Genomic DNA, 20506 nt, shown 5'->3' on the forward strand with positions numbered 1-20506 from the left:
GGTGCGGACGGTCCTTGAACCGGGGGAGATGGCGAGGGAGAGGGCTACGGCGAGGATGGCGGCGCCGGCGCCTAGGAGGTAGGAGCTGGCCAGGGAGTTGCCGGTGATGTCGGTGCCGATCATGACGACCATGGTCTGCATGCCGGTGGTGACGCCGACTTGGGTGAGGGTGCCCCGCATGCCCGAGGCCACGCCGTAGTCCTCGGGCTCTACTGCGTCGGAGGCGGTGGTGGTGAGCGAGGGGAGCTGGATGCCGTGGCCGATGGCCACCACGAACAGCCCCGCCACCGTCCAGCCCAGCGATGCCTGCCAGGCCGACAGGGCGAAGAACACCATGCCCACGGCCAACAGCGACGATCCGACTACCGGGGTGGTGCGGGGCCCCAAGCGGGGGTGGATGTAGCCCCCGGCAAAGGCGCACGAGCTGAACGTGATCGGCCGCACCGCCAACAGCAGGGTTGCCGCTCCCAGGCCCCAGCCCAACCGCTCGGTGAACAAGAACGGGGTCACCACCAGACCGCCCATGAACGAGAAGTTGGCCAGGGTGACCACCCAGATGGGGATGGAGAAGTTGCGCTTTCGCAGGTAGGCCATGCTGATGATCGGCTCGGGCACGCGCTGCTCTATGCGGGCGAACGCCCCCAGAAGCACAACCCCGCCGGCCATGAGGATGACGCTCACCGAAGTGCCCACCCCGTCGTTGCCCAACAGCGTGAGCCCCACCAGCACCAGTGCCACCCCGGCGGTGAGCGTGAGGCCGCCCCAGTAGTCGACCGACACTTCCAGGCCGCCGCCCATCGGGCGGACAACCGTCGCGCTGGTCACCAGGCCGATCACCGCGATCACCCCGAAGAAGGCGAACACCCACCGCCAGCCGAACTGCTCGACGATCTGCCCGCCCACGATCAGCCCGATGGCGGGTGCCCCCGACAAGGCCGACTGGTACCAGCCGATGGCCCGGGAGCGGGTGGCGACGGGAAACGCCAGCAGCACCATGGCGGTGCCTGCCGCGGTGGCCACCCCGTTGGCCACCCCGGCCGCCACCCGGAAACCGATCAAGCTCTCGATGTTCCAGGCCAGGCCGCTGAGAGGTGTGACCACCACCAGCATCACCGCCGAAGCCAAAAATGCCCGGCGGTGGCCGTAGATGTCGCCCAGCTTGCCGCCCAGCGACGTGGACACCGCTGAGGCCAAGATGGCCCCGCTCACCGTCCAGCTGGCGGCATCGGTTCCGGTGTCGAGGTCGCGGGCGATGTCGCCGACGGCCACGGCGATCACCGTCAGGCTCATGCTCACCCCGAACTGCACGGGGACGATGGCCGCCATCAGGCGGAACCGGTAGCGGTCGTCGTAGCCGACCGCGCTTGTGCTCAGGGCTTCACGCCGGGACTATCCCGACAGGGCGGCCTGCACCGCGGCAGCCGCGGTCTCCTGGGCTTCGACGGCGCCGGGGATGGCCAAGGTCATACCGAAGAAGCCGTGGAACATGCCGTCGTAGCGGTGGACCTCACACGCCACCCCGGATTCTTGGAGGCGGGCCCCGTAGGCCTCTCCCTCGTCGCGCAGCGGGTCGAACTCGGCAGTGATCACACACGCCGGGGGCAATCCGCTGAGGTCGGCTGCTTTGATCGGCGAGGCATAGGGGTTGTCGCGGTCGGCCACATCCGCGTACTGGTCGTAGAACCAGTCCATCGACTCCTTGGTAAGGAAGTAGTCGAAGCCGTTCTCGGTCTGCGACGGCCAGGCGTTGGAGTCCATGCCGCAGCAGGGATAGACGAGCAGCTGATGGGCGATGGCCGGACCGCCCCGGTCGCGGGCCATTTGGGACACCACCGCGGCCAGGTTGCCTCCGGCGCTGTCGCCGGCCACGCCTAGCCGGGAGGCGTCGGCGCCGATGGACGCCGCGTTGGCGGCCACCCACTGGGTAGCGGCGTAACAGTCTTCGGCCGCGGCCGGGAACTTGGCCTCGGGGGCCAGCCGGTAGTCCACCGACACGTACACCATGCCGGTGCGGTTCACCATCTCTCGCACCTGGCCGTCGTGGCTGTCGATGCCGCCGATCACCCATCCCCCGCCGTGGAAGAACACCACCACCGGGCGGGGCTCATCGGTGGCCTCGGCCCAGTAGATCCTGATGGGCAGATCGCCGCCGTCGGCGCCACCGATCACCCGGTCCTCAGTGCGGGCCACATCCTCCACCGGCATGTCGCCCAACTGCATGCGGTTGCGCAGCTCCTCGGCGGTCAGCGAGGCGATGCCCGCAAAGCTGACCCCGTTTTCTTCCATCATGTCCATAACGGCCTTGGCGGCCGGATCTAGTGCCATGGGCCGCACCCTACCCGAGCCCAATGCGCCTACTGCGGGTCGCGGCGTTTACGATCTGCCCGGACACAGCAGCGCCGACACTCAAGGGGAATGGCATGGAGTTTGCGATGTTCTACGAGATTCCGGTGGCCCGGCCCTGGACTCGTGAGAGCGAGTACAACGCCTACCAGAACACCATCGAACAGGCCGTTCTGGGCGACAAGATGGGCTTCCACTCGTTCTGGACGGTGGAGCACCACTTCTTGGAGGAGTACTCCCACTGCTCTAACCCCGAGGTGCTGTATGGCCACATCGCCGCCCTCACCGAGAACATGCGGATCGGCTACGGCGTGCGGCTTCTGCCCAAGCCCTACAACCACCCGGTGCGCACGGCGGAGTCGGTGGCGGTGCTCGATCTGATCAGCAACGGGCGGGTGGAGTTCGGCACCGGCCGCTCGTCCACCCGGGCCGAGCTGGAGGGATTCAACATCCACCCCAACGAGACCCGGGCCCAGTGGGACGAGGCCCTGCGCCACATCGTGGGCTGCTGGACCAACGACGAGTACGAGTTCGAGGGCGAGTACTGGTCGATGCCCAAGCGCCGGGTGCTGCCCAAGCCCCGCCAGGATCCCCACCCGCCCATCTGGGGGGCCACCAGCTCGGTGCCGGGCCACTATGAGATCGGCAAGCGGGGCATCGGGCTGTGCTCGTTCACCGTGGGCCAGCCGCCTGAGGACCTGGCCGAGCGGCTCGAGGCCTTCCGCAAGGGCCACGCCGACTGCGACGAGCCGGTGGGGGCGTTCCGCAACGAGCGGGCCGCCACCTTCACCATGGTGCACTGCAATGAGACCAACGAGAAGGCCCGGGCCGCCGCCGAGGAGTCGTTCGTGTGGTATCCGGGCTACGGGGGCGGGCTCATCGCCTCGGTGGCCGACTACCTGGCCGACCTGGAGGTGGCCGAGCTGGGCACCTACGAGTACACCGGCGACGCGGCCAAGAGCCGCGACGAGGGCCTGTTGGGCCAGATCACCATGGACTACATCTGGGAGTCGGGCGCCGCGGTGATGGGCGACCCCGACCGCTGTGTGGAGATCGCCAAGCGCTACGAGGCGGTGGGCTGCGACCTTTTGTTCTGCCTGTTCAACCCGTACAAGATGGCCCACGAGGATGTGATGACCTCCATCGAGCTCATGGGCAACTACGTGATCCCGGAGTTCAAGAACAGCTAGGGGGCGCCTTGACCGCCAACTACCCGTTCAAGAAGAGCTAACCGAAGACTGGAGGCGGCCATGGCGCTGCTCAACATCCGCTACGACTTCCGGTGCCCCGACATCTGCCCGGTGCCGGTGGAGGAGCTGTACCACGCCGCCATCGAACAGGTGGTGTGGGCCGAGGACCTGGGCTTCGTGTCGGTGACCCTGTCGGAGCACCACGGCTCCAACGACGGCTACCTGCCCTCGCTGGTGGCGCTGGCCTCGGCCATCGCCGCCCGCACCGAGAACATCCACATCATGCTGGCGGCGCTGATCGCCCCCATGCACGACCCGCTGCGGATCGCCGAAGACCTGGCCGTGCTCGACCGGATCAGCAAGGGCCGCATCAGCGTGACGGTGGCCGGGGGCTATGTGCCCTCGGAGTTCGAGATGTTCGGGCATACGACGAGCGACCGGGTGCGCCTCACCACCGAGATGGTGGAGACCCTCAAGGCGGCGTGGACCGGCGAGCCGTTTGAGTTCCGGGGCCGCACCGTGCGGGTCACCCCCACCCCCTATCAGAATCCCCGGCCGGCCATCTGGCTGGGGGGCAGCGGCGAGAAGGCGGCCCGGCGAGCGGCCCATATCGCGGATGGGTTCCTGCCCACCATGCCCGAGTTCTGGGACTTCTACCGCGACGAGGTCATCAAACTGGGCCGTGACGACCCCGGTCCGGCCACCTCCGGCGGGGTCGGCTACCTGCACATCACCCACGATCCCGACGCCACCTGGGCCAAGGTCGCCCCCCACGCCCTGCACGAGATGAACGCCTACGGCCAATGGGCGGCAGAGTCAGGCGCGGCCACCGGCTTCGAGCCAGTCGAGAACGCCGACGCCCTGCGGGCCATGGGCATGCACCAACTGATCTCCCCAGCCGAGGCCATCGACATGATCAAGGCCATGGGCGACTTCGACGCCCTCATGTTCCACCCCCTCATGGGCGGCCTCGACCCCGCCGTTTCCTGGGAAAACCTCCGCCTCTTCGAAACCGAGGTACTCCCCCACCTCTGAGCCGCTGCTGTTCAAAGCGTTTGTATTTCTATGTAGTGCAATGTAGCGTGTTTCTCATGAAATCGGCTGCAGAAGCACTGAGCATAGAAGAGAGGTGAGCTGTGCCCCGTCCTACTTCTTTTCGCCTTGAAGATGAGCTGTTGGAGCGCCTCGAAGCCGAGAGTCGGGCCGCTTCCATGTCAACCACATCGCTGGTGAGCTCGCTGCTTGATGAGGGGCTGAAAACCCGAGAGTTCCCGGGTGTGATCTATCGCTCTGGTCCTACCGGGCGACGAGCGGGGCTGGTCGGCGGGCCAGATGTATGGGAAGTCATCCGCGACCTGCGGGGTTGGTCGGGCCGAGGCATGGACCGCATCGAGCGTCTTGCCGAGGAACTCGAACTACCGGTGAGCATGGTCAGTTTGGCTGCCGACTTCTATAGCTCCTTCCCCGAGGAGATCGACGCTCGCATCGAAGCGAATGAGCGGGCCGCTGAGCAGATCCGCCGCCGGATTGAACAACGCGAGAACTTGCTGTCGTCTTGAGGTGGCTGATCGACGAAATGCTGCCGCCATCGACCTCGGAGGAGCTGAACGCACTGGGCCATGACGCCATCAGCGTCTCCGCCGTCGGGCTCGCCGGAGCAGATGACGAGTCGGTCTATGCCGAAGCCCTCAGACAAAGCCGAGTAGTGGTGACCGAGAACTTCTCAGACTTCGCAGCAATCGCCGCCCAGCGACTCGCCAACGACGACCCCTGTGTACCCGTGGTGCTAGTCCGCAAAGCTGACCACCCACGAGGTGGCGCACTAGCCCACCACCTCGCGAGACACCTACACCAGTGGGCCGCCCAAAACCCCAACCCCTATCCCGGAACCCACTGGCCCTAAGGGCTCCTACTACCTCTCCGAGGGTACCTGATAGCGCTCGACGTAGTGGGCGAATTGCTCGCGGACTTCGTCGGCTGACAATCCGAACTGGTCGAGCGTGTAGCGGTGTCTTCCGAAGCGGTCTTGGGGGTTTTCCTCCATCCACGCCGCCATCCTGCGCCGGCCGAGATCGTCGAGCTCCATGTTGAAGTGGCGGTAGATGCGCTCCACTGAGCCCACCGGGTCGTCCATAAGCTCGGCGTACTGGAGGTCGAACACGGTATCGTTCGGCCCCTGCCGGTCTCGGAACTCGGCGCCCACCTTGATGCCGTGCAGGCACTTGTCCCGCCAGGTTCGGCCTACCCGGGCGAAATCCACCTGGTCTGTGTTGGTGGCGTGGAGGGTGCTGTTGAGGCTGGCCACCGACCCCACCACCTTGAGCGGGTCGCGGTGGGTCCACACCACCCGGGCATCGGGGTACACGGCGTACACGGCGTCCATGTGCCACATGTGGCCCGGCGTCTTCAGCGCCCACCGCTGGGTCGGGATGGTGGATTGCAGCACCTGCAAGCACAGGCGGTGGAACTCATAGGCCGGCACCATGTCGCAGGTCTCAAACCATGCGCCGTAGGTGTCGAACGTGCCCTGGGTCTCGAAGTGGATCGACTTGAACTCCCCGCCCAGCAGCGTCACGCACTCGGTGGGCAGGGTGGCCGCCATCGGGTGCATGGCCTGAACGCTGGGGGCCAGCTTGGACAACTGGCCCGAGCCCTCCACTGAGGCAACAATGCGGGGGTCTTCTTTGTGGCTCGACAGGGTGGGCGGCGGGGCGACGGCCGCAGCCTCCCAGCCCAGAAGCGACCGGTTCTGAGGATCTAGATCAAGCAAGTTGCTGAGCAAGGTGGTGCCGGTGCGGGGCAGACCGCTCACCACGATCGGCGCGGTGATCTGCTCACGGGCCACTTCGGGATGCTGGTGGGCCCAGTCCATCACCCGCAGCCGCATCTGGAGCGTGGAGTCGAGAAGGCCCCCCATGATCATCCGACCCAGCTGGCTCAGATTGCCCTCGTTGTTGATCGAGTCCACCAGGATCTCGAACCCCTCTTGCCAGCCGTCGGGTCCGAAGTCGTCGAGCTTGGCCGACTCCTGGGCCTTGTTCACCAACGCATCGGCATTGAGCCGGCCATGTGTGGGTCGAATCCGGCGAACGGTGCGGCCATAGCCGTTCAGCGCCCGCACCACCATGGGAAGAGACCGCCCGTCGGTAGCCCTGACGTCTCGCTTGGCATCGCTCATGGTGGCGTAGGGTAACCCCTCGAATCCGCCACGCTCAGGCGGTGCCGGCGGCGAGGGCGTCGCCGATGCGCAGGAGCTGGGCAGTGGCCCCGCCTAGCGACAGCTCCAAGTGCTTGGCCCATACGTAGTAGCGCCACAGCGGATAGTCGCGGTCCACGCCCATTCCGCCGTGGAGGTGCTGGGCAGCGTTGGCCACCCGCTGACCGCCGTCGGCGGCCCAGTACTTGGCTACCGCAACCTCGGTCGATGCCTCCAACCCCTGATCGAGCCGCCAGCACGCTTGCAGGGCGGTGAGGCGGATGGCCTCGGTGTCGATATAGGCGTCGCCCACCCGCTGGCCGACGGCCTGGAAGGTGGCGATGGGCCGACCGAACTGCTCCCGCTCACTGGTATAGGCCGCGGTAATCCGCAGGGCCTCGCTCACCACCCCCACGGCCACCGCGCTCAGCGCCGCGGTACACCGCTGCACCAGCCATTCCACCGGTACAGAGTCCTCGCCCAGCCGCTCGGCGGGTGCGTCAGACAGCACTACCTTCCCCTCGACCAGCCCCGATGTGGTCTCCTGAAGCACGACCTCAACCTCAGAGGCTGACTTGTCCACCAGGAAAAGCCCGGCCTCATCGCCCGCCGATGCGGTGACCAAGAGACAGTGGGCCTGATCGGCAAACGGGACCATCTCCTTGGTCCCGCTCAGCGTCCAGCCATCGCCTGTCGCGGTCGCAGCCGTAGAGGGTTCGCCGGGGTCGCGGCCCGGTTCCACCAATGCGGGCGATACCAACACCGACCCTTCGGCCATGCCAGCCAGACAACGGTGGCCTGGGCTGAACTCTGCTACGGCCATGGCCGCCACCGGGGCCAGGAAGGGCACTCGGGCCGTGGTCCGGCCGACCTCCTCCAGCATCAGGCAGGCGGCCAGGAATCCCAGGCCGCCCCCGCCGCAGTCCGCCGGCAGAGACACGCCCACCAGCCCGGCCTCGCTGAGCGCCTGCCACGCCTGGGTGTCATGAACGGCGCCTTCTGCCTCCAGTTGCTTGTGCCGTTCAGGAGTTGACAGGTCGCTCAAGATCTGACGGCTCAGATCGGCCACCGCCTGCTCCTGCTCGGACAAGGAGAAATCCACGGGTTCAGTGTGACACCCCTCTGACCGGGGGGCGTATTTGAGCAACAATGGCGGCTCTGTCTCGCAATCACCTCCTGAGAGCTGCGATATGGCTGTTGGCTGCCATCGCCTTGGCGGCAGCCTGCGGTGCTGATGCGCCTGCGCCAAAGGCTGCCCCTAATGCGACAGCACCAACCCCGGCCTCGCCCACCCCTGATGCGACAGCCCCGGCATCACCCTCCCCAGTCCCCACGTCCTTCCCGACCGCCCAGCCCACCGCAGTGGCAACTCCCGCAGCCACCGCAGCGCCGACTGCCTCACCCACCGCGAATCCCACCGCCCAACCCACTGCCTCACCCACCGCGAATCCCACGGCTCAACTCACCGCTTCGCCCACAGCGAATCCCACCCCGGCGCCCACAACTCCGGTTCCCACCGTCCAACCCACCCCCAAAGAACCGCCGGCCCCTCCAGAACCCCTGCCCCCTGCCTGGTCGGGAACGCTGACCTACCAGGTGGTGGCCACCCATCCCCACGACACCTCGTCGTTCACCCAAGGACTCGTGTGGTTCGACGGCCTGGTGTACGAGGGCACCGGGCTGCGAGGACAATCCGTGCTGCGAATCATCGACTTGCCCACCGGGCGAGTGCTTCAGGAGACCGCGGCCGACCCCCAGCACTTCGGAGAGGGCCTCGCCCTGGTTGACGACCAACTCATCTGGCTCACCTGGCAAGCGGGCACCGCTGGGGTGTACCACCGGGACACGCTCGAGCCCACCGGCAGCTTCACTTACGCCGGCGAGGGCTGGGGGCTGTGCCACGACGGCGCCCGCCTGGTGATGAGCGACGGGTCGAACACGCTCACCTTCCGACACCCCACCACCTTCGAGGCAATGGGCTCGGTTGCCGTCACCCGGGCCGACGGCAGCCCGGTCAACCGGCTCAACGAACTGGAGTGCGTCGGCAATCAGGTGTGGGCCAACGTCTGGCTCACCGACCGCATCGTGGTCATCGACCCCGACACCGGGTCGGTCGCCGCCGAAGCCGACATGGCCGGGATCATCAGCCCCCATCCAGAATTGACCGACAGCAACGACGTCCTCAACGGCATCGCCTACCGGCCCGACACTGGAACCTTCCTCATCACCGGCAAGCGCTGGCCCACCATCTTCGAGGTCCGTTTTGAGTGACGTAGCGCGGGTGGCGGGAGTGGACGGAACCAGAGGGGGCTGGGTGATGGCCACCACCAGCACAATTCCCGGCTCCCCCGTGGAGTTCTGGCTATCGACGTCCTTCGCCGAAATATGGGCAAGAGCTCGGAAACGCCGGCTCTTGGCCGTTGCGATCGACATGCCCATCGGTCTGCCTGACAAGGTTCGGCGTCGTTCCGATCGCGAGGCCAAAGACCTGCTCGGCCCTCGGCGCTCATCACTGTTCTGGACTCCTTCCCTCTATTTGCTGGAGTCAGCCGACCACACCAGGGCCAACAAGCTTTCCAAGCGCGTCACGGGACAAGGCCTGTCGATCCAGGCGTTCAACCTGCTCCCCAAGGTGCGTGAGGTTCGGGGCGTGTTGTCTCCCGCTGACCTGGCCCCGCAGGCTCAGCCCCAGGCAGCCGAGGTCCACCCCGAGACCAGTCTTGCCGTGCTGGCTGGTAAGCCGATGTCGATCTCCAAACATCGAAGAGGAGGGATCGCCGAGCGCTTCGCCGCCCTCGAACCTGAATTCGACAGGCTTCAATGGGAGCTAGTTCACAAGGAACGCCCCTGCGAATTGCACGACTTGATCGACGCCACAGCCGCGGCCTGGACTGCCCGGCGCATGGCCGCCGGCACGGCGATGATCTTGGGACACGGCGAAATCGACACCACCGGCTATCCGATGGCCATCTGGGCCTGATCTCCGATCAAGGCCAGCTACGACAGTTCCGTATAGCCGGGGGTCTCCAGGTGGGGGGTCTTGAGATATACCTTGGCCTCGGGCGACCCCTGGAAGCGGCCGTGGCTCCACCGCACCTCTACATGTCCGTCCACGTGCACGGGGGTGTCGGTGGCTTTGACAATCAGGTCGCCCCGCCAGCGCACCACCGGCTGCACCCGGGCCTCCGGCCAAACGTCGAACGACCTGAACGCGAACCGCTGGCGGAAATCCCAGGGGGTGTCCACCCGATAGCGCACCGGACGGCGGCGGTGGTCGGTGCCCAACACGAAATAGGGCGCGGGCTGAAGCCGCAGCAGGCGCCACAGCGCCTCTTCCCGACGGGTGGCCCGATGGCCCAGCGCCTTGAGCCACCGCTCGGCGGAAGCTTGCGACACCGCCACCGAGAACCAGTGGGCCGCCTCGGCCAGCGGCTCGGGCCAGCGGCGGGCAAAGGGCCGCTTCAGCCGCTTGTGCTGGTCGGCGCTCAGATCGGTGACCGACGGCGGCAGGTCGTCGAACCCCTCCTCGTGGCTGGCCAGATACTGGCGGGCGGCCTGGTAGAGGGCCTGGTACTCGGCCAGGGCCACTTCGGCGTACCAGTCCCCTGCCCCGGTTCGCCTCACCGCCAGCAGCCGCTCGAAGAGGTGCCCGGGAGCCACGTTGTGCAGCAGGCTCGACCCGTACTTGCAGCTCACCAGATACACATGGTCGATCCGCAGATCAGCCGGCGTCTGCTCATAGGAGGGCGCCTGATGGGGGCCCTTCCACTCCACCCGCTTCGGCGCCCTCTCCCGCAAGCCGTCTTCGGCCACCGCGAAGGCCAGGCCGTTGGCCCAAGCCTCCTCGAACTGCACCCCGTGCTTACCGTCGGCCCGGGCGGCGATCAGCTTGTCGTAGTGGCGGTGCTCCACCCCCACCATCTTCGAGGGGCGGGCCGCCAGCGCCTCATCCAGCGAATCGAATTCAAGCATCCCCAGCCCGGTGACGATCTCGGTTATCTCGGTTCGAAGCGAAGCCATCTTCGCCCATCTTGGTCGCTGGGCTGTCGTTGTGCATGGAGCTTGGCGGGAAAGCAGGAGATTGCACCCAAGATGCGAAACCGCTCCCGATGATGGCATCCTTAGGGGGTTCCCCTGAGCCCCTCGGAGCACAATGACGTTCAAAAAAGGTGACAAGGTCGTCTACCCCCACCACGGAGCAGCCACCGTGGTCAAGCGGGAGATGAAAGAGGCATTCGGAGAAAAGACCGAGTACCTGGTGCTTCGCATGGCCCACGGCGAGATGGTGCTGTCGGTGCCCGTGTCCAAGGCCGAAGAGGTGGGCATGCGGTGGCCCATCTCCACCGAGGACGTGGAGGACCTGTTCGAGGTGCTCCGCAAGCGCGACGTGCGCGAGCCCGCCAACTGGAGCCGCCGGTTCAAGAACCACCAGGAGAAGCTCAAGTCGGGCGACGTCTACCAGGTGGCCGAGGTGGTGCGGAACCTGGCCCTGCGAGACCAGAACAAAGGACTCTCCGCCGGCGAGAAGAGCCTGTTCACCAAGGCCCGCAACGTGCTGGTGTCGGAGCTGAGCTTCTCGCTGAACGTGTCTGAGGACGAGGCCCTCGACCGGGTGGAGGAAGCCCTGTCCTGATCCCGCCGGGCGGGAAAACCAGTTGCTCTCCGGCACTAGGGCGACGAGTACGCTTACCCCCAACACGGGCTGTGGCGCAGCTTGGTCAGCGCACCTGCTTTGGGAGCAGGGGGTCGCCGGTTCAAATCCGGCCAGCCCGACCCCACCAACACGAAACCCGGAGAAACCCGACCACTTAGAATGGCGGCCATGTCCGGCGCTCCTGGGTTCTTCGACGAGGCTGTCGACGAGCAGGGGCGAATCCGTGATCACTACCGGCCGGTGCAGGAGTGGTTCGACCGGCTGACGCCGGAACAGGTGAAGGCCCTCGAAGAGCAGCGCAACGAATCCTTCCGCCGCCAGGGGATCACCTTCACGGTGTACGGCGGCGACGAGGGCACCGAGCGTACCTGGCCCATGGACCTGTTCCCTCGGGTGATCGCCGCCGAGGAGTGGTCCATGCTGGAGCGGGGCCTGATCCAGCGGGTCACCGCCCTCAACCGCTTCCTCGACGACATCTACGCCGGTGAGCAGGCCATCGTCAACGACGGAATCGTCCCCCGCCGGCTGATCACCTCATGCACCGGCTTTGAGCGGGAGGCCATGAACGTGTCGGTCCCGCTGGGGGCGCGCTGCCTGGTGGCCGGTATCGACTTGGTGCGCGACGCCGACGGCGCCTACCGGGTGCTGGAGGACAACCTGCGCAACCCCAGCGGCATCTCCTATGTGATCGAGAACCGGGCGGCCATGACCAAGCTGTTGCCCGCCGCCTTCTCCGATCTGGCGGTTCGCTCGGTTGACCACTACGGGCGGTCGCTGCTGCGGGCGTTGCGCTCTATCGCTCCACCCGCATGCGGCGACGACCCCACCGTGGTGGTGCTCACCCCGGGCATCTTCAACTCGGCCTACTTCGAGCACGCTTTTCTGGCCCGCAGCATGGGCGTGGAGCTGGTGGAGGGGCGCGACCTGGTGGTGGACGACCATGTGGTGGCTATGCGCACCACTCGGGGCCTGGAGCGGGTGGACGTGATCTACCGCCGCATCGACGATGATTTCTTGGATCCGGTGGTGTTCAACCCCAACTCCACCCTGGGGGTGCCCGGCCTGATGGCCGCCGCTCGGGCCGGCACGGTGTCGGTGGCCAACTCGGTGGGCAACGGAGTGGGCGACGACAAGGCGGTCTATGCCTACGTGCCCGACATGATCCGCTACTACCTGGGCGAGGAGGCGATCATCCCCAACGCCGACACCTACCTGCTGTGGGAGGAGGACCAGCGGAACGAGGTGCTGAAGCGCCTCGACCAACTGGTGGTCAAGCCGGTGGCCGAATCCGGGGGCTACGGCATCGTGATCGGCCCCCGGGCCACCGATGCCGAGCTGGCCGAGGCCCGAGACAAGATCCTGGCCGACCCCCGCAACTGGATCGCCCAAGAGGTGGTGAACCTGTCCCGGCTGCCCGCGTGGAGCGGCGACGGATTCGCCCCCCGCCACATCGATCTGCGCCCGTTCGTATTGAGCGGCGAGCAGGTGGAGGTGATACCCGGCGGGCTCACTCGGGTGGCCCTGCGGGAAGGATCGCTCATCGTCAACAGCTCTCAGGGCGGAGGCTCCAAAGACACATGGGTGCTGGGCAGCCCCGAACCGACAACGGCAGCCCCGAGCTGATGCTGGCCCGACACGCAAGCGAACCAGGACTTCCGAGCTGATGCTGGCCCGACACGCCGAGGACATGTTCTGGGCCGGCCGCTACCTGGAGCGGGCCGAGGACACCGCCCGAATGGTGCGGGCCACCCTGCTCAGCACTGTGGCCGAGAGCCCAGCCCAGGCCATCGATCGAATGCAGAACTTGATCAGCACGCTGCGGCTGGAGGTGCCGACCCCCACCGAAGACGTGCAGACCATGGCCGAGAGCATGACGCCGTCCCCGCCCATGCTGCGGAGCGAGGCCGGGCTGGGCATCGACGTGCAGGCGGCGGCGACCCGCTTGGTGGCATCACCGGCCCTGGCCGGGTCGGTGGCGTTCTGCATCGGCCGCACCAGGGAGAACTTCCGATCCCTGCGAGACCAGATCCCCTCAGAGCTCTGGGAGCAGATCAACGAGTTTCACCTGCGGCTCCGCCAAGGCGACTTCCCGGCAACCATGGAGCAAGACCCGTTCCAAACCCTCGACTTCATCCGGGTGAGCTGCCAGTCGCTGACCGGTGTCATCAGCTCGTCGATGGCCCAGGGTGAGGGCTACCGGTTCTTGGTGCTGGGCCAGATGCTGGAACGGGCGCTGATGACCTGCCGCCTGGTCAGCGTCCGCTACCCGGAGCTCGACGGATCGTCCTACGACGAGATGGCCCTCACCCTCCGGTCGGTCTCGGCCCTGGAGGCCTACCAACGGGCCAGCCAATCATCTCCTGTGGGCTCTGACGTGGCCCGATTCCTCATGATCAACGACTCATTCCCCCGATCAGTGATCTATTGCCTGAGGGCCAGCGAGTCCCATGTGCAAGCGCTGGCCGCCAACGGCCGTCCCCCGCCTCTTCGGCGTTTGGCCCAGCTCCGCTCCGAGCTGGAGTATGCCGACTTTGATTCCATGGTGGGCGACCTGCCCCGTCATCTGTCCACGCTGGAAGACGGAGTGCGGGACGTGGCCAATCTGGTGGGCAACCACTTCTTCCGCAACGCCGAGTCGTTCGATCTGCACAGCCAGGCCATCATGCCGGGGGTGTCGTCGTGAGGCTGGACATCTGCTATCGCACCACATTCGCGTTCGACGCTCCGGTTCGGGAGTCCCAAAACGAGATGAGAGCCTGTCCGGTCTCCGATGAGCGCCAGCAGTTGCTGAACTATCGGGTGATCGTCGAGCCGTCGGCCAGGATGCTGTCGTTCACCGACTACTGGGGCACTCGGGTGGACCATTTCGGCGTCACTAACACCCACACCGTCCTCGAGGTCACGGCGGAGGCTTCGGTGGAGACCCAAGACCCGCCGCCAGTGGCCACCGACCCGCCGTTGGAGACGCTGAACGTGCCGGAATTCCGCGACCGACACGAGGAGTTCCTCAAGCGCAGCCACCACACAAACTGGAACGAGGACATGGCCCAAGCAGCCCGCAGTCTTGCCGATGCCAACGGGTCGAATGTGGCCAGCGCAGTGATGGAGGTCAGTCGGTACGTCGGCGACAAGCTCACCTATGAGCCTGGTGCCACCGATATCGGCGAGCCCATTGCCGACATCGCGGCCAAAGGAGTCGGCGTCTGCCAGGACTACGCCCACCTGGCGGTGGCCCTGTGCCGGAGCATCGGGATCCCGGCCCGCTATGTGTCGGGCTACCTGTTCTCCAGCGACGATCGCATCGGCAGTATCGACGGCGACTTGGTGAGGGTGCAGACCCATGCCTGGTTCGAGGCGGCCGTTCCCGGTCTGGGCTGGCTGCCGCTCGATCCCACCAACCAATTGGCGGTGGGCCGCCAGCACGTGAAGATCGGCCACGGCCGCGACTACGATGACGTGCCCCCACTGCGGGGCGTCTACTCCGGTCCGGGCACTCCCACCGTGGAGGCGTCAGTGGAGATCCGCCGGATGGACCCGGCCCGCCCGCCGTCGGCGCCAACGCAGCCCTCGCTGTTGTCCGCAGTCAAGGCCCCTCGCGCCCGCCAGCAACAGCAGCAACAACAGTAGGAACCGGGCCCGCGCTAAATCCGGGCCTCGCGCACGTCGAGGCGCCGGAGCAGCTCATCGCCCACGAAGTTCAACGCCATCAGGGTGACGAACATCACCCCGCCGGTGGTCAAGGCGATGTGGGGAGACTCCTCAAGCCTCCCCCGCCCTGCGGCCAAGATGTTGCCCCAGGTGATGCTGGGCGAGCCCACGCTCACCCCGATAAACGACAGGCTCCCCTCGGCGATGATCACGATCCCCATGGCCAAAAAGGCGATGGAGGCCAACGCCGGCACCACGTTGGGCAGCACTTCCCGGAACAGCAGCCGGGGCCATCGGGCCCCCATCATGTCGGCCACGGTCACGAACTCCCGGGCGGCAAACCGCAGCGCTTGGGCCCGGGCGATGCGGGCAATGGCCGGGATCGTCAATATGGTCACCGCGATGGTGACGTTGGTGTAGCTCTGGCCCAGCATGGTCACGATGAACAGGGCGAACACCAGCGCGGGCAGGGCCAGTGCCACATTGACCACGCTGCTGACCGCGCCATCGATCCATTTCCCGAAATAGCCGGCCACCACCCCCAGAACGCCGCCCACCACGATCCCGATGCCCACCGCGGGACCGGCGATAGACAGCGACAGCCGACTGCCCCACACCGAGCGGGCGAACATGTCCCGTCCGAGCTGGTCGGTGCCGAACCAGTGCGACCACGACAGACCCTCCTCTGGCTGTCCGGCCAACGGCTTGTGGGGGTCGTCCAAGAACCCCAGCCAGGGTGCCAGCACCGCGGCTGCTATCACCAACACCAGCCACCCCACCGACAAACGAAGGGCGAGGTTGCGACCTTGCCGGTGAGGGCGGAGCCCGGATTGGACGCCCGTGACGACAGCGGTAGCGGTCATCTCCGGCGCACCCGGGGGTCGAGCACGGAGTAGAGCAGGTCCACCAGCGTGGTCACGGTCACGAAGACCGCGGCGATCAGCGCCACCAGGGTCTGCACCAAGAGGAACTCGCGGGCGGCCACCCAGCTCACCAGCAGCGACCCCACCCCGTCGAGGTCGAACAGGAACTCCACCACGATGGCGCCGTTCACCGCCTGGGCCGCCTGGATGCCGAAGATGGTCAGCAGCGTGAAGCTCGACGGGCGCAGCACATGGCGCAGCAGTACGTGGCGCACCGGGAGTCCCTTGGCCCGGGCAGTGCCCACAAAGTCCTCCTGGAGTGTGCCGATCACATCTGTGCGCAGCAGCCGCAGGTAAACGGGCAGCAGCCCGGCAGCCAGCGTGACCGCGGGCAGGAACATCACCTTGAAATGGGCCACCAACCCTTCGGAGATCGGCTCATAGCCGCTCAAGTCGAACCAGTCCAGCTTCACTGCGAACAACAAGATCAGTACCAGCCCGAGCACGAAGACCGGCGTGGACAGCAGCGCGAACGCCCCCCCACTGGTGATCTTGTCGCCCACGCTATTTTGCCGGTAGCCCGACCACAGCCCGAGGGGAATCGCCGCGCCCAGCGCCAATATCTGCGAATAGGCCAATAGCAACAGGGTGCGGGGCAACGCGGTGTTGAGGGCTTCGCCGAACGAGCGCCCGGTGAGATACGACTTGCCGAAATCCCCGGTGAGCACGTCTCCGCCCCACTTGGCCCACTGCACGATGACCGGGTCGTCGAGGTTGCGATCCCGCTCGCATTCGTCGATCTGCTCTTGAGTGGCTGCCCCGCCGAACGCGGCCACACACGGGTTGCCGGGGAGCAGGTTGAGCATCCAGTAGAACAGCAGCGTTACTGCCAGCACCACCAGGGCAAGCTGGGCCAAGCGCGTTCCGAAGAACCGGAGCACCGATCCGCCTCGCCCCGTTGCCTGTAAGCGTCCCTCCTAGCCGGAACCAGCCGCTACTGCTCGATCCAGGCCTCGGTCAAGAAGACCCTCCCGCTGAACACCTTCTCGTGCTCCTGTCCGCCGCGGAGGGTGAGGTTGTCCACGCCATGCACATGGTCTTGGGTGGCGAATAGCCAGTTCGAGTGGTAGGCCCAGAGGTAGTGGACTTGATCGGCGAATGCCCGGTTGATGTCCTCGGCCAGCTCCCGCAAACGCTCGGGGTCGTCGGTGGTCAAGGCTTCATCAAGGGCGGCGTCTATAGCCGGATTGTTGATCCGGCCGAAGTTCAGGGCGATACCCTGGCCAAACTTGCTGTGCCACCAAACCCGCTCGACGCCCAAGTTGTAGCTCTCGTGCTGACGCCACAAGAAGGCAGTGAAGTTGCCGAACACCGCGTTGGTGATCAACTCGGCCTGGTCCACCTGGGTGATGGACACGTCGAGCCCGCAGTCGCTCCATAAGGCGGCGATCATCTCGGTGTTGAGCAGGTTGGCCGGGTCGATGGTGGTGCCGAGATCAAGTTCGGTAATGCCCAGCCGGGCAATGGTCGCGCTGCCCGCCGCGGGGTCGTAGGTGGGATAACCGGAGTCCGCCAGATAGCCGGGAGTGCCCGGGGAGAACGGTCCGGTCGCCGGTACCTGTCCGTCCCAGCGGACGGTGTTGAAAGTCTGGACATCGAAGCACTGAGCCAGCGCCCGGCGGAACTCCACGTTGTCGAAAGGTGGTCGGGAGCTGTTGAGCAGAAGGTAGGTGGTCTCGTTGTAGTCCTCGTCCTGCCAGAACGTCTTGAACTGCTCGTTGTACTCGTCAACCCTGAGGCCGGTGTTCACACTGGTGGCATCGAGGTCGCCCGACCTGAGGGCGTTGAACCGGCCGTCGGTGTCGGGGATGGGCCGGAACTCGATGGCGTCCAGATACGGGAGGCTGCGTCCCTCGGCATCGGTGCGCCAGTAGTTGGGGTTTCGCACCATGCGGGTGACCTCGTTGTCGATCCACTCATCCAGCATGAACGGCCCAGTGCCGATGGGATTGCGAGCCGCTCCCTCCTGGCCGAGATCGTGCATCGACGGTGCCCCGAAATAGCCGAGATGGCTGCTCAGGAAATACGGCAGCGGGGCAAACGGTCCTTCCAGCACCAGCTTCACCGTCAGGTCGTCCACGATCTGGATCTCTTGAATCCCCCAGTCGCCGATGACGATTCCGGTCAGCGTGCCCTTGGCGTTCTCCTCGAAGTGGCGCTTCAGTGCAGCCGCATCAGCCGGCGTCCCGTCGTGGAAGCTGATCCCCGGCGGCAAAGTGAGCGTCCACTCGCTGAAGTCGTCGTTGGAGCTGAAGCTCTCCAGCAGGTTCGGCACAATCTGGCCGTCGTCGCCCTCGATGGTCAAGGTGTCGTATAGGGCCCGGAACAAGATGTGGCCCGACACCGCAGCCTGGGCATTCACCGGGTTCAGGCCGTTGGTGGTCTCGGCTTCCAATCCCACCACCAGCGTGCCCCCGTACTGGGGCTCCGGTGCGGCGGGTGGAGCCTCAGTGGCCTCAGCCTCCGGGGCTGACGTGTCTTCGGACGAACCTGCGTCTTCCCCCCCGTCATCGGTGCTGGACTGGTCCGCATCCTCGTCGCCTCCGCTGGGAGCGGGGGCTTCGTCGCCGTCATCCCCTGAAGGCGCTTCGGGGGCGGCGGTGGCCTCAGCGGCCACACCGCTCCCGGCGTCATCGTCGTCGTTCCCGCCGCCACAGGCCCCGGCCACCAGTGCCACTGCGAAGAACAGGGCCAGCCACCGCCTGCTCGCCAACTTGGAAACCCGCCTGAGTCCGAACACGTCACATACCCCCTATGTCGGTACCTACCACCACGTTACTCCAGCAATTTGAACCCTGCTCCCTACCTCATGTCCAGCCAGGCCTCGGCCAAGAACACCCGGCCCAAGAATACTTTGGGGTGCTTCCCACCCTCGGGAAGCGTGAGGTCGTCAATGCCATTCACATGGTCTTGGGCGGCCACCAACCACCGCGAGTGGTAGAGCCAGATGTTGTAGACGCTCTCGGCAAACGCCCGGTTGACTTCCTCGGCAATTTCTCGCTGCCGCTCCTCGTCGTCGGTGGTGATGACCTCGTCTAGCGCGGCATCGATCCTGGGGTCGACGATGCGCCCGAAGTTGATGGCTGGCACGGGGGGTGGCGGGCTGTAGCCGCTGTGCCACCAGAACCGCTCCATAGCCAGGCTGTACCCGCTGTGGTTGACCGCTATGAACACGGAGAAGTTCCCAAATACCGCCGTGGTCACCGCCTCGGTTTGGAGCATCTGGTTGATGCCCACATCCAGCCCACACTCACCCCACATCTGGACGAGCAATTCGGCTTGCAGCAGGTCCAATGTGGTGACCGTGGTGATGATGTCAAAGCTGGGCGCGCCCAACCGCTGGATGACCGCCCGGCCGGCATCGGGGTCGTAGTCGGGAAACCCGGAGTCCTCCAGATAGCCGGGAGTTCCCGGGGAGAATGGGCCGGTGGCGGGAGGCTGCCCGTCCCAAAGAACGGAATTGAGAGTTTGCCGGTCGATGCACTGGGCCAGCGCCCGGCGAAACTCCACATTGTCAAACGGCGGCCTCGTGGTGTTCATCAACACCGAAGTGGTAGCCGAGTACTGCTCTCCCTGCCAGTACGCCTTGAAGTTCTCGTTGTACTCCTCAACCCTTCTTCCGCCGTTGTCGACGCTGGCATCCACATCGCCTGAACGCAGGGCGTTGAACCGGATCTCATCGTCTTCAAAGGGGCGGAACTCGATGGCGTCGAGATAGGGGAGCTGCCGGCCCTCGGCGTCGGTGCGCCAGTAGTTCGGATTGCGCACCAGGCGGGTCACCTCGTGCTCTACCCACTCTTCCAGCATGAACGGGCCGGTGCCGATCGGGTTGCGGGCGCTGTCGGTGCCGAGGTCGTGCATGGCTGGCGACCCCAGAAAGCCGCCCGCGCTGGTGAAGCCGAGAGGGAAATCAACAAACGTCTTCCCCAGGGTGACCTTCACGCTCAAGTCGTCGATGGCCTCGAAGCTCTGGATCTCGGCTTCTTCAATGGCCAGCCGTGACAAAGTGGCGTTGCCCAACTCCTCCAGATGGCGGACCAAGGCAGCCGAGTCCACCGGCAGGCCGTCATGGAACGTGATCCCCGGGCGCAGCGTGAACGTCCACTCGGTGTAGTCGTCGTTGGGCGAGAAGCTCTCCAACAGGAACGGAATCGCCTCGCCATCGGCGCCCTCGATGACCAGCGGATCGTACAGCTGCCGCAACACGATTTGTCCCGACGTGGCGGCGGATGTCGTGACTGGGTTCCATCCCCCCGTGGTCTCCGACTCCAGGGCGAACACCAGCGTGCCGCCGTAGATCTCATCGAGCTCTGATGGGGGTGGCTCCTCGTCCGGCAGCGTCGGGGCCGCTGTGGGCTCAGGAGACACCTCGTCGGCGTCGCGGTTCTCCTGATCTAGGGGCTGCTCGTCTTGGCTGTCGCTGCGCCCCTCGTCTCGAGCGTCTTCCCCGTCTTGGGACGGTGCCGATGTTGCGGGGGGCGAGACGCCGTCGCCGGTGTCGTCGTCACCACCGCAGGCCGATGCCAACAGTGCGACCACGAAAAGAGCGGCT

The 20506-nt window shown here is 66.0% G+C and carries 19 protein-coding genes and 1 tRNA gene; 11 read left to right on the forward strand and 9 right to left on the reverse strand.

Annotated elements, in window-relative coordinates; translation table 11 throughout:
- Window positions 1–1326, reverse strand: a 1326-nt coding sequence (locus OXG30_09300) for an MFS transporter (GenBank protein MCY4135094.1), incomplete at its 3' end; no start/stop codon positions are given.
- A 63-nt stretch (window positions 1327–1389) separates the two neighbouring features.
- Window positions 1390–2325, reverse strand: a complete 936-nt coding sequence (locus OXG30_09305) for an alpha/beta hydrolase (protein ID MCY4135095.1) — start codon at window positions 2323–2325, stop codon at window positions 1390–1392.
- A gap of 95 nt (window positions 2326–2420) precedes the next feature.
- On the opposite strand from OXG30_09305, the gene OXG30_09310 reads away from it, so the two are divergent.
- From OXG30_09310 to OXG30_09325, 4 genes are all read left to right on the forward strand, one after another.
- Window positions 2421–3533, forward strand: coding sequence for an LLM class flavin-dependent oxidoreductase (locus tag OXG30_09310; protein MCY4135096.1), 1113 nt, complete (start codon window positions 2421–2423; stop codon window positions 3531–3533).
- Between the two features lie 60 nt (window positions 3534–3593).
- A complete protein-coding gene (locus OXG30_09315) occupies window positions 3594–4568 on the forward strand; it encodes an LLM class flavin-dependent oxidoreductase (protein ID MCY4135097.1) in 975 nt (324 codons plus the stop codon).
- A 101-nt stretch (window positions 4569–4669) separates the two neighbouring features.
- Window positions 4670–5092 carry a hypothetical protein gene (locus tag OXG30_09320; GenBank protein MCY4135098.1) on the forward strand — a complete coding sequence of 141 codons (423 nt, stop codon included), beginning with the start codon at window positions 4670–4672 and terminating at the stop codon, window positions 5090–5092.
- Window positions 5089–5436, forward strand: a complete 348-nt coding sequence (locus OXG30_09325) for a DUF5615 family PIN-like protein (GenBank protein MCY4135099.1) — start codon at window positions 5089–5091, stop codon at window positions 5434–5436. The genes OXG30_09320 and OXG30_09325 overlap by 4 nt, the downstream gene beginning before the upstream one ends.
- Before the next feature lie 9 nt (window positions 5437–5445).
- Here the strand turns inward: OXG30_09325 and OXG30_09330 are convergent, their stop codons facing one another.
- Together OXG30_09330 and OXG30_09335 are read right to left on the reverse strand one after the other, a co-directional pair.
- Window positions 5446–6711, reverse strand: a complete 1266-nt coding sequence (locus tag OXG30_09330) for a sulfotransferase (GenBank protein ID MCY4135100.1) — start codon at window positions 6709–6711, stop codon at window positions 5446–5448.
- A gap of 34 nt (window positions 6712–6745) precedes the next feature.
- A complete protein-coding gene (locus tag OXG30_09335; protein MCY4135101.1) occupies window positions 6746–7831 on the reverse strand; it encodes an acyl-CoA dehydrogenase family protein in 1086 nt (361 codons plus the stop codon).
- A gap of 260 nt (window positions 7832–8091) precedes the next feature.
- Between OXG30_09335 and OXG30_09340 the strand changes: the two genes are divergently transcribed.
- On the forward strand, window positions 8092–9000 hold the full coding sequence (locus OXG30_09340) for a glutaminyl-peptide cyclotransferase (protein MCY4135102.1): 909 nt from the start codon (window positions 8092–8094) through the stop codon (window positions 8998–9000).
- Entirely contained in the window at window positions 8993–9709 is a 717-nt protein-coding gene (locus OXG30_09345; protein MCY4135103.1) for a DUF429 domain-containing protein, read from the forward strand. Before OXG30_09340 ends, OXG30_09345 begins: the two co-directional genes overlap by 8 nt.
- A 17-nt stretch (window positions 9710–9726) precedes the next feature.
- On the opposite strand, the gene OXG30_09350 is transcribed toward OXG30_09345, so the two are convergent.
- Window positions 9727–10749, reverse strand: coding sequence for a hypothetical protein (locus OXG30_09350; protein ID MCY4135104.1), 1023 nt, complete (start codon window positions 10747–10749; stop codon window positions 9727–9729).
- Between the two features lie 133 nt (window positions 10750–10882).
- Here OXG30_09350 and OXG30_09355 point away from each other — a divergent pair, with 133 nt between their 5' ends.
- The 5 genes from OXG30_09355 to OXG30_09375 all read left to right on the forward strand — a co-directional run bounded on the left by OXG30_09355 (window position 10883) and on the right by OXG30_09375 (window position 15010).
- Window positions 10883–11362, forward strand: coding sequence for a CarD family transcriptional regulator (locus OXG30_09355; GenBank protein MCY4135105.1), 480 nt, complete (start codon window positions 10883–10885; stop codon window positions 11360–11362).
- A 65-nt stretch (window positions 11363–11427) separates the two neighbouring features.
- Window positions 11428–11502, forward strand: a tRNA-Pro gene (locus tag OXG30_09360).
- A 49-nt stretch (window positions 11503–11551) separates the two neighbouring features.
- Entirely contained in the window at window positions 11552–13006 is a 1455-nt protein-coding gene (locus OXG30_09365; protein ID MCY4135106.1) for a circularly permuted type 2 ATP-grasp protein, read from the forward strand.
- Between the two features lie 40 nt (window positions 13007–13046).
- Window positions 13047–14066 carry an alpha-E domain-containing protein gene (locus tag OXG30_09370; protein MCY4135107.1) on the forward strand — a complete coding sequence of 340 codons (1020 nt, stop codon included), beginning with the start codon at window positions 13047–13049 and terminating at the stop codon, window positions 14064–14066.
- On the forward strand, window positions 14063–15010 hold the full coding sequence (locus tag OXG30_09375; protein ID MCY4135108.1) for a transglutaminase family protein: 948 nt from the start codon (window positions 14063–14065) through the stop codon (window positions 15008–15010). The genes OXG30_09370 and OXG30_09375 overlap by 4 nt, the downstream gene beginning before the upstream one ends.
- 14 nt (window positions 15011–15024) lie before the next feature.
- Here the strand turns inward: OXG30_09375 and OXG30_09380 are convergent, their stop codons facing one another.
- The 4 genes from OXG30_09380 to OXG30_09395 all read right to left on the reverse strand — a co-directional run bounded on the left by OXG30_09380 (window position 15025) and on the right by OXG30_09395 (window position 20493).
- Window positions 15025–15798 (reverse strand): ABC transporter permease, encoded by a 774-nt coding sequence (locus OXG30_09380; protein MCY4135109.1) that lies wholly within the window; start codon window positions 15796–15798, stop codon window positions 15025–15027.
- A 92-nt stretch (window positions 15799–15890) separates the two neighbouring features.
- Entirely contained in the window at window positions 15891–16835 is a 945-nt protein-coding gene (locus OXG30_09385) for an ABC transporter permease (protein ID MCY4135110.1), read from the reverse strand.
- Window positions 16836–16888: 53 nt separating this feature from the next.
- The gene (locus OXG30_09390; GenBank protein MCY4135111.1) at window positions 16889–18667 is read right to left on the reverse strand and encodes an ABC transporter substrate-binding protein; all 1779 of its coding nucleotides are present in this window, start codon (window positions 18665–18667) and stop codon (window positions 16889–16891) included.
- Window positions 18668–18756: 89 nt separating this feature from the next.
- Window positions 18757–20493, reverse strand: coding sequence for an ABC transporter substrate-binding protein (locus tag OXG30_09395; protein MCY4135112.1), 1737 nt, complete (start codon window positions 20491–20493; stop codon window positions 18757–18759).
- Window positions 20494–20506: the final 13 nt, after the last annotated feature.

Source organism: bacterium (assembly GCA_026708015.1).
Taxonomy (GTDB): Bacteria; Actinomycetota; Acidimicrobiia; order Acidimicrobiales; family Bin134; genus Poriferisocius.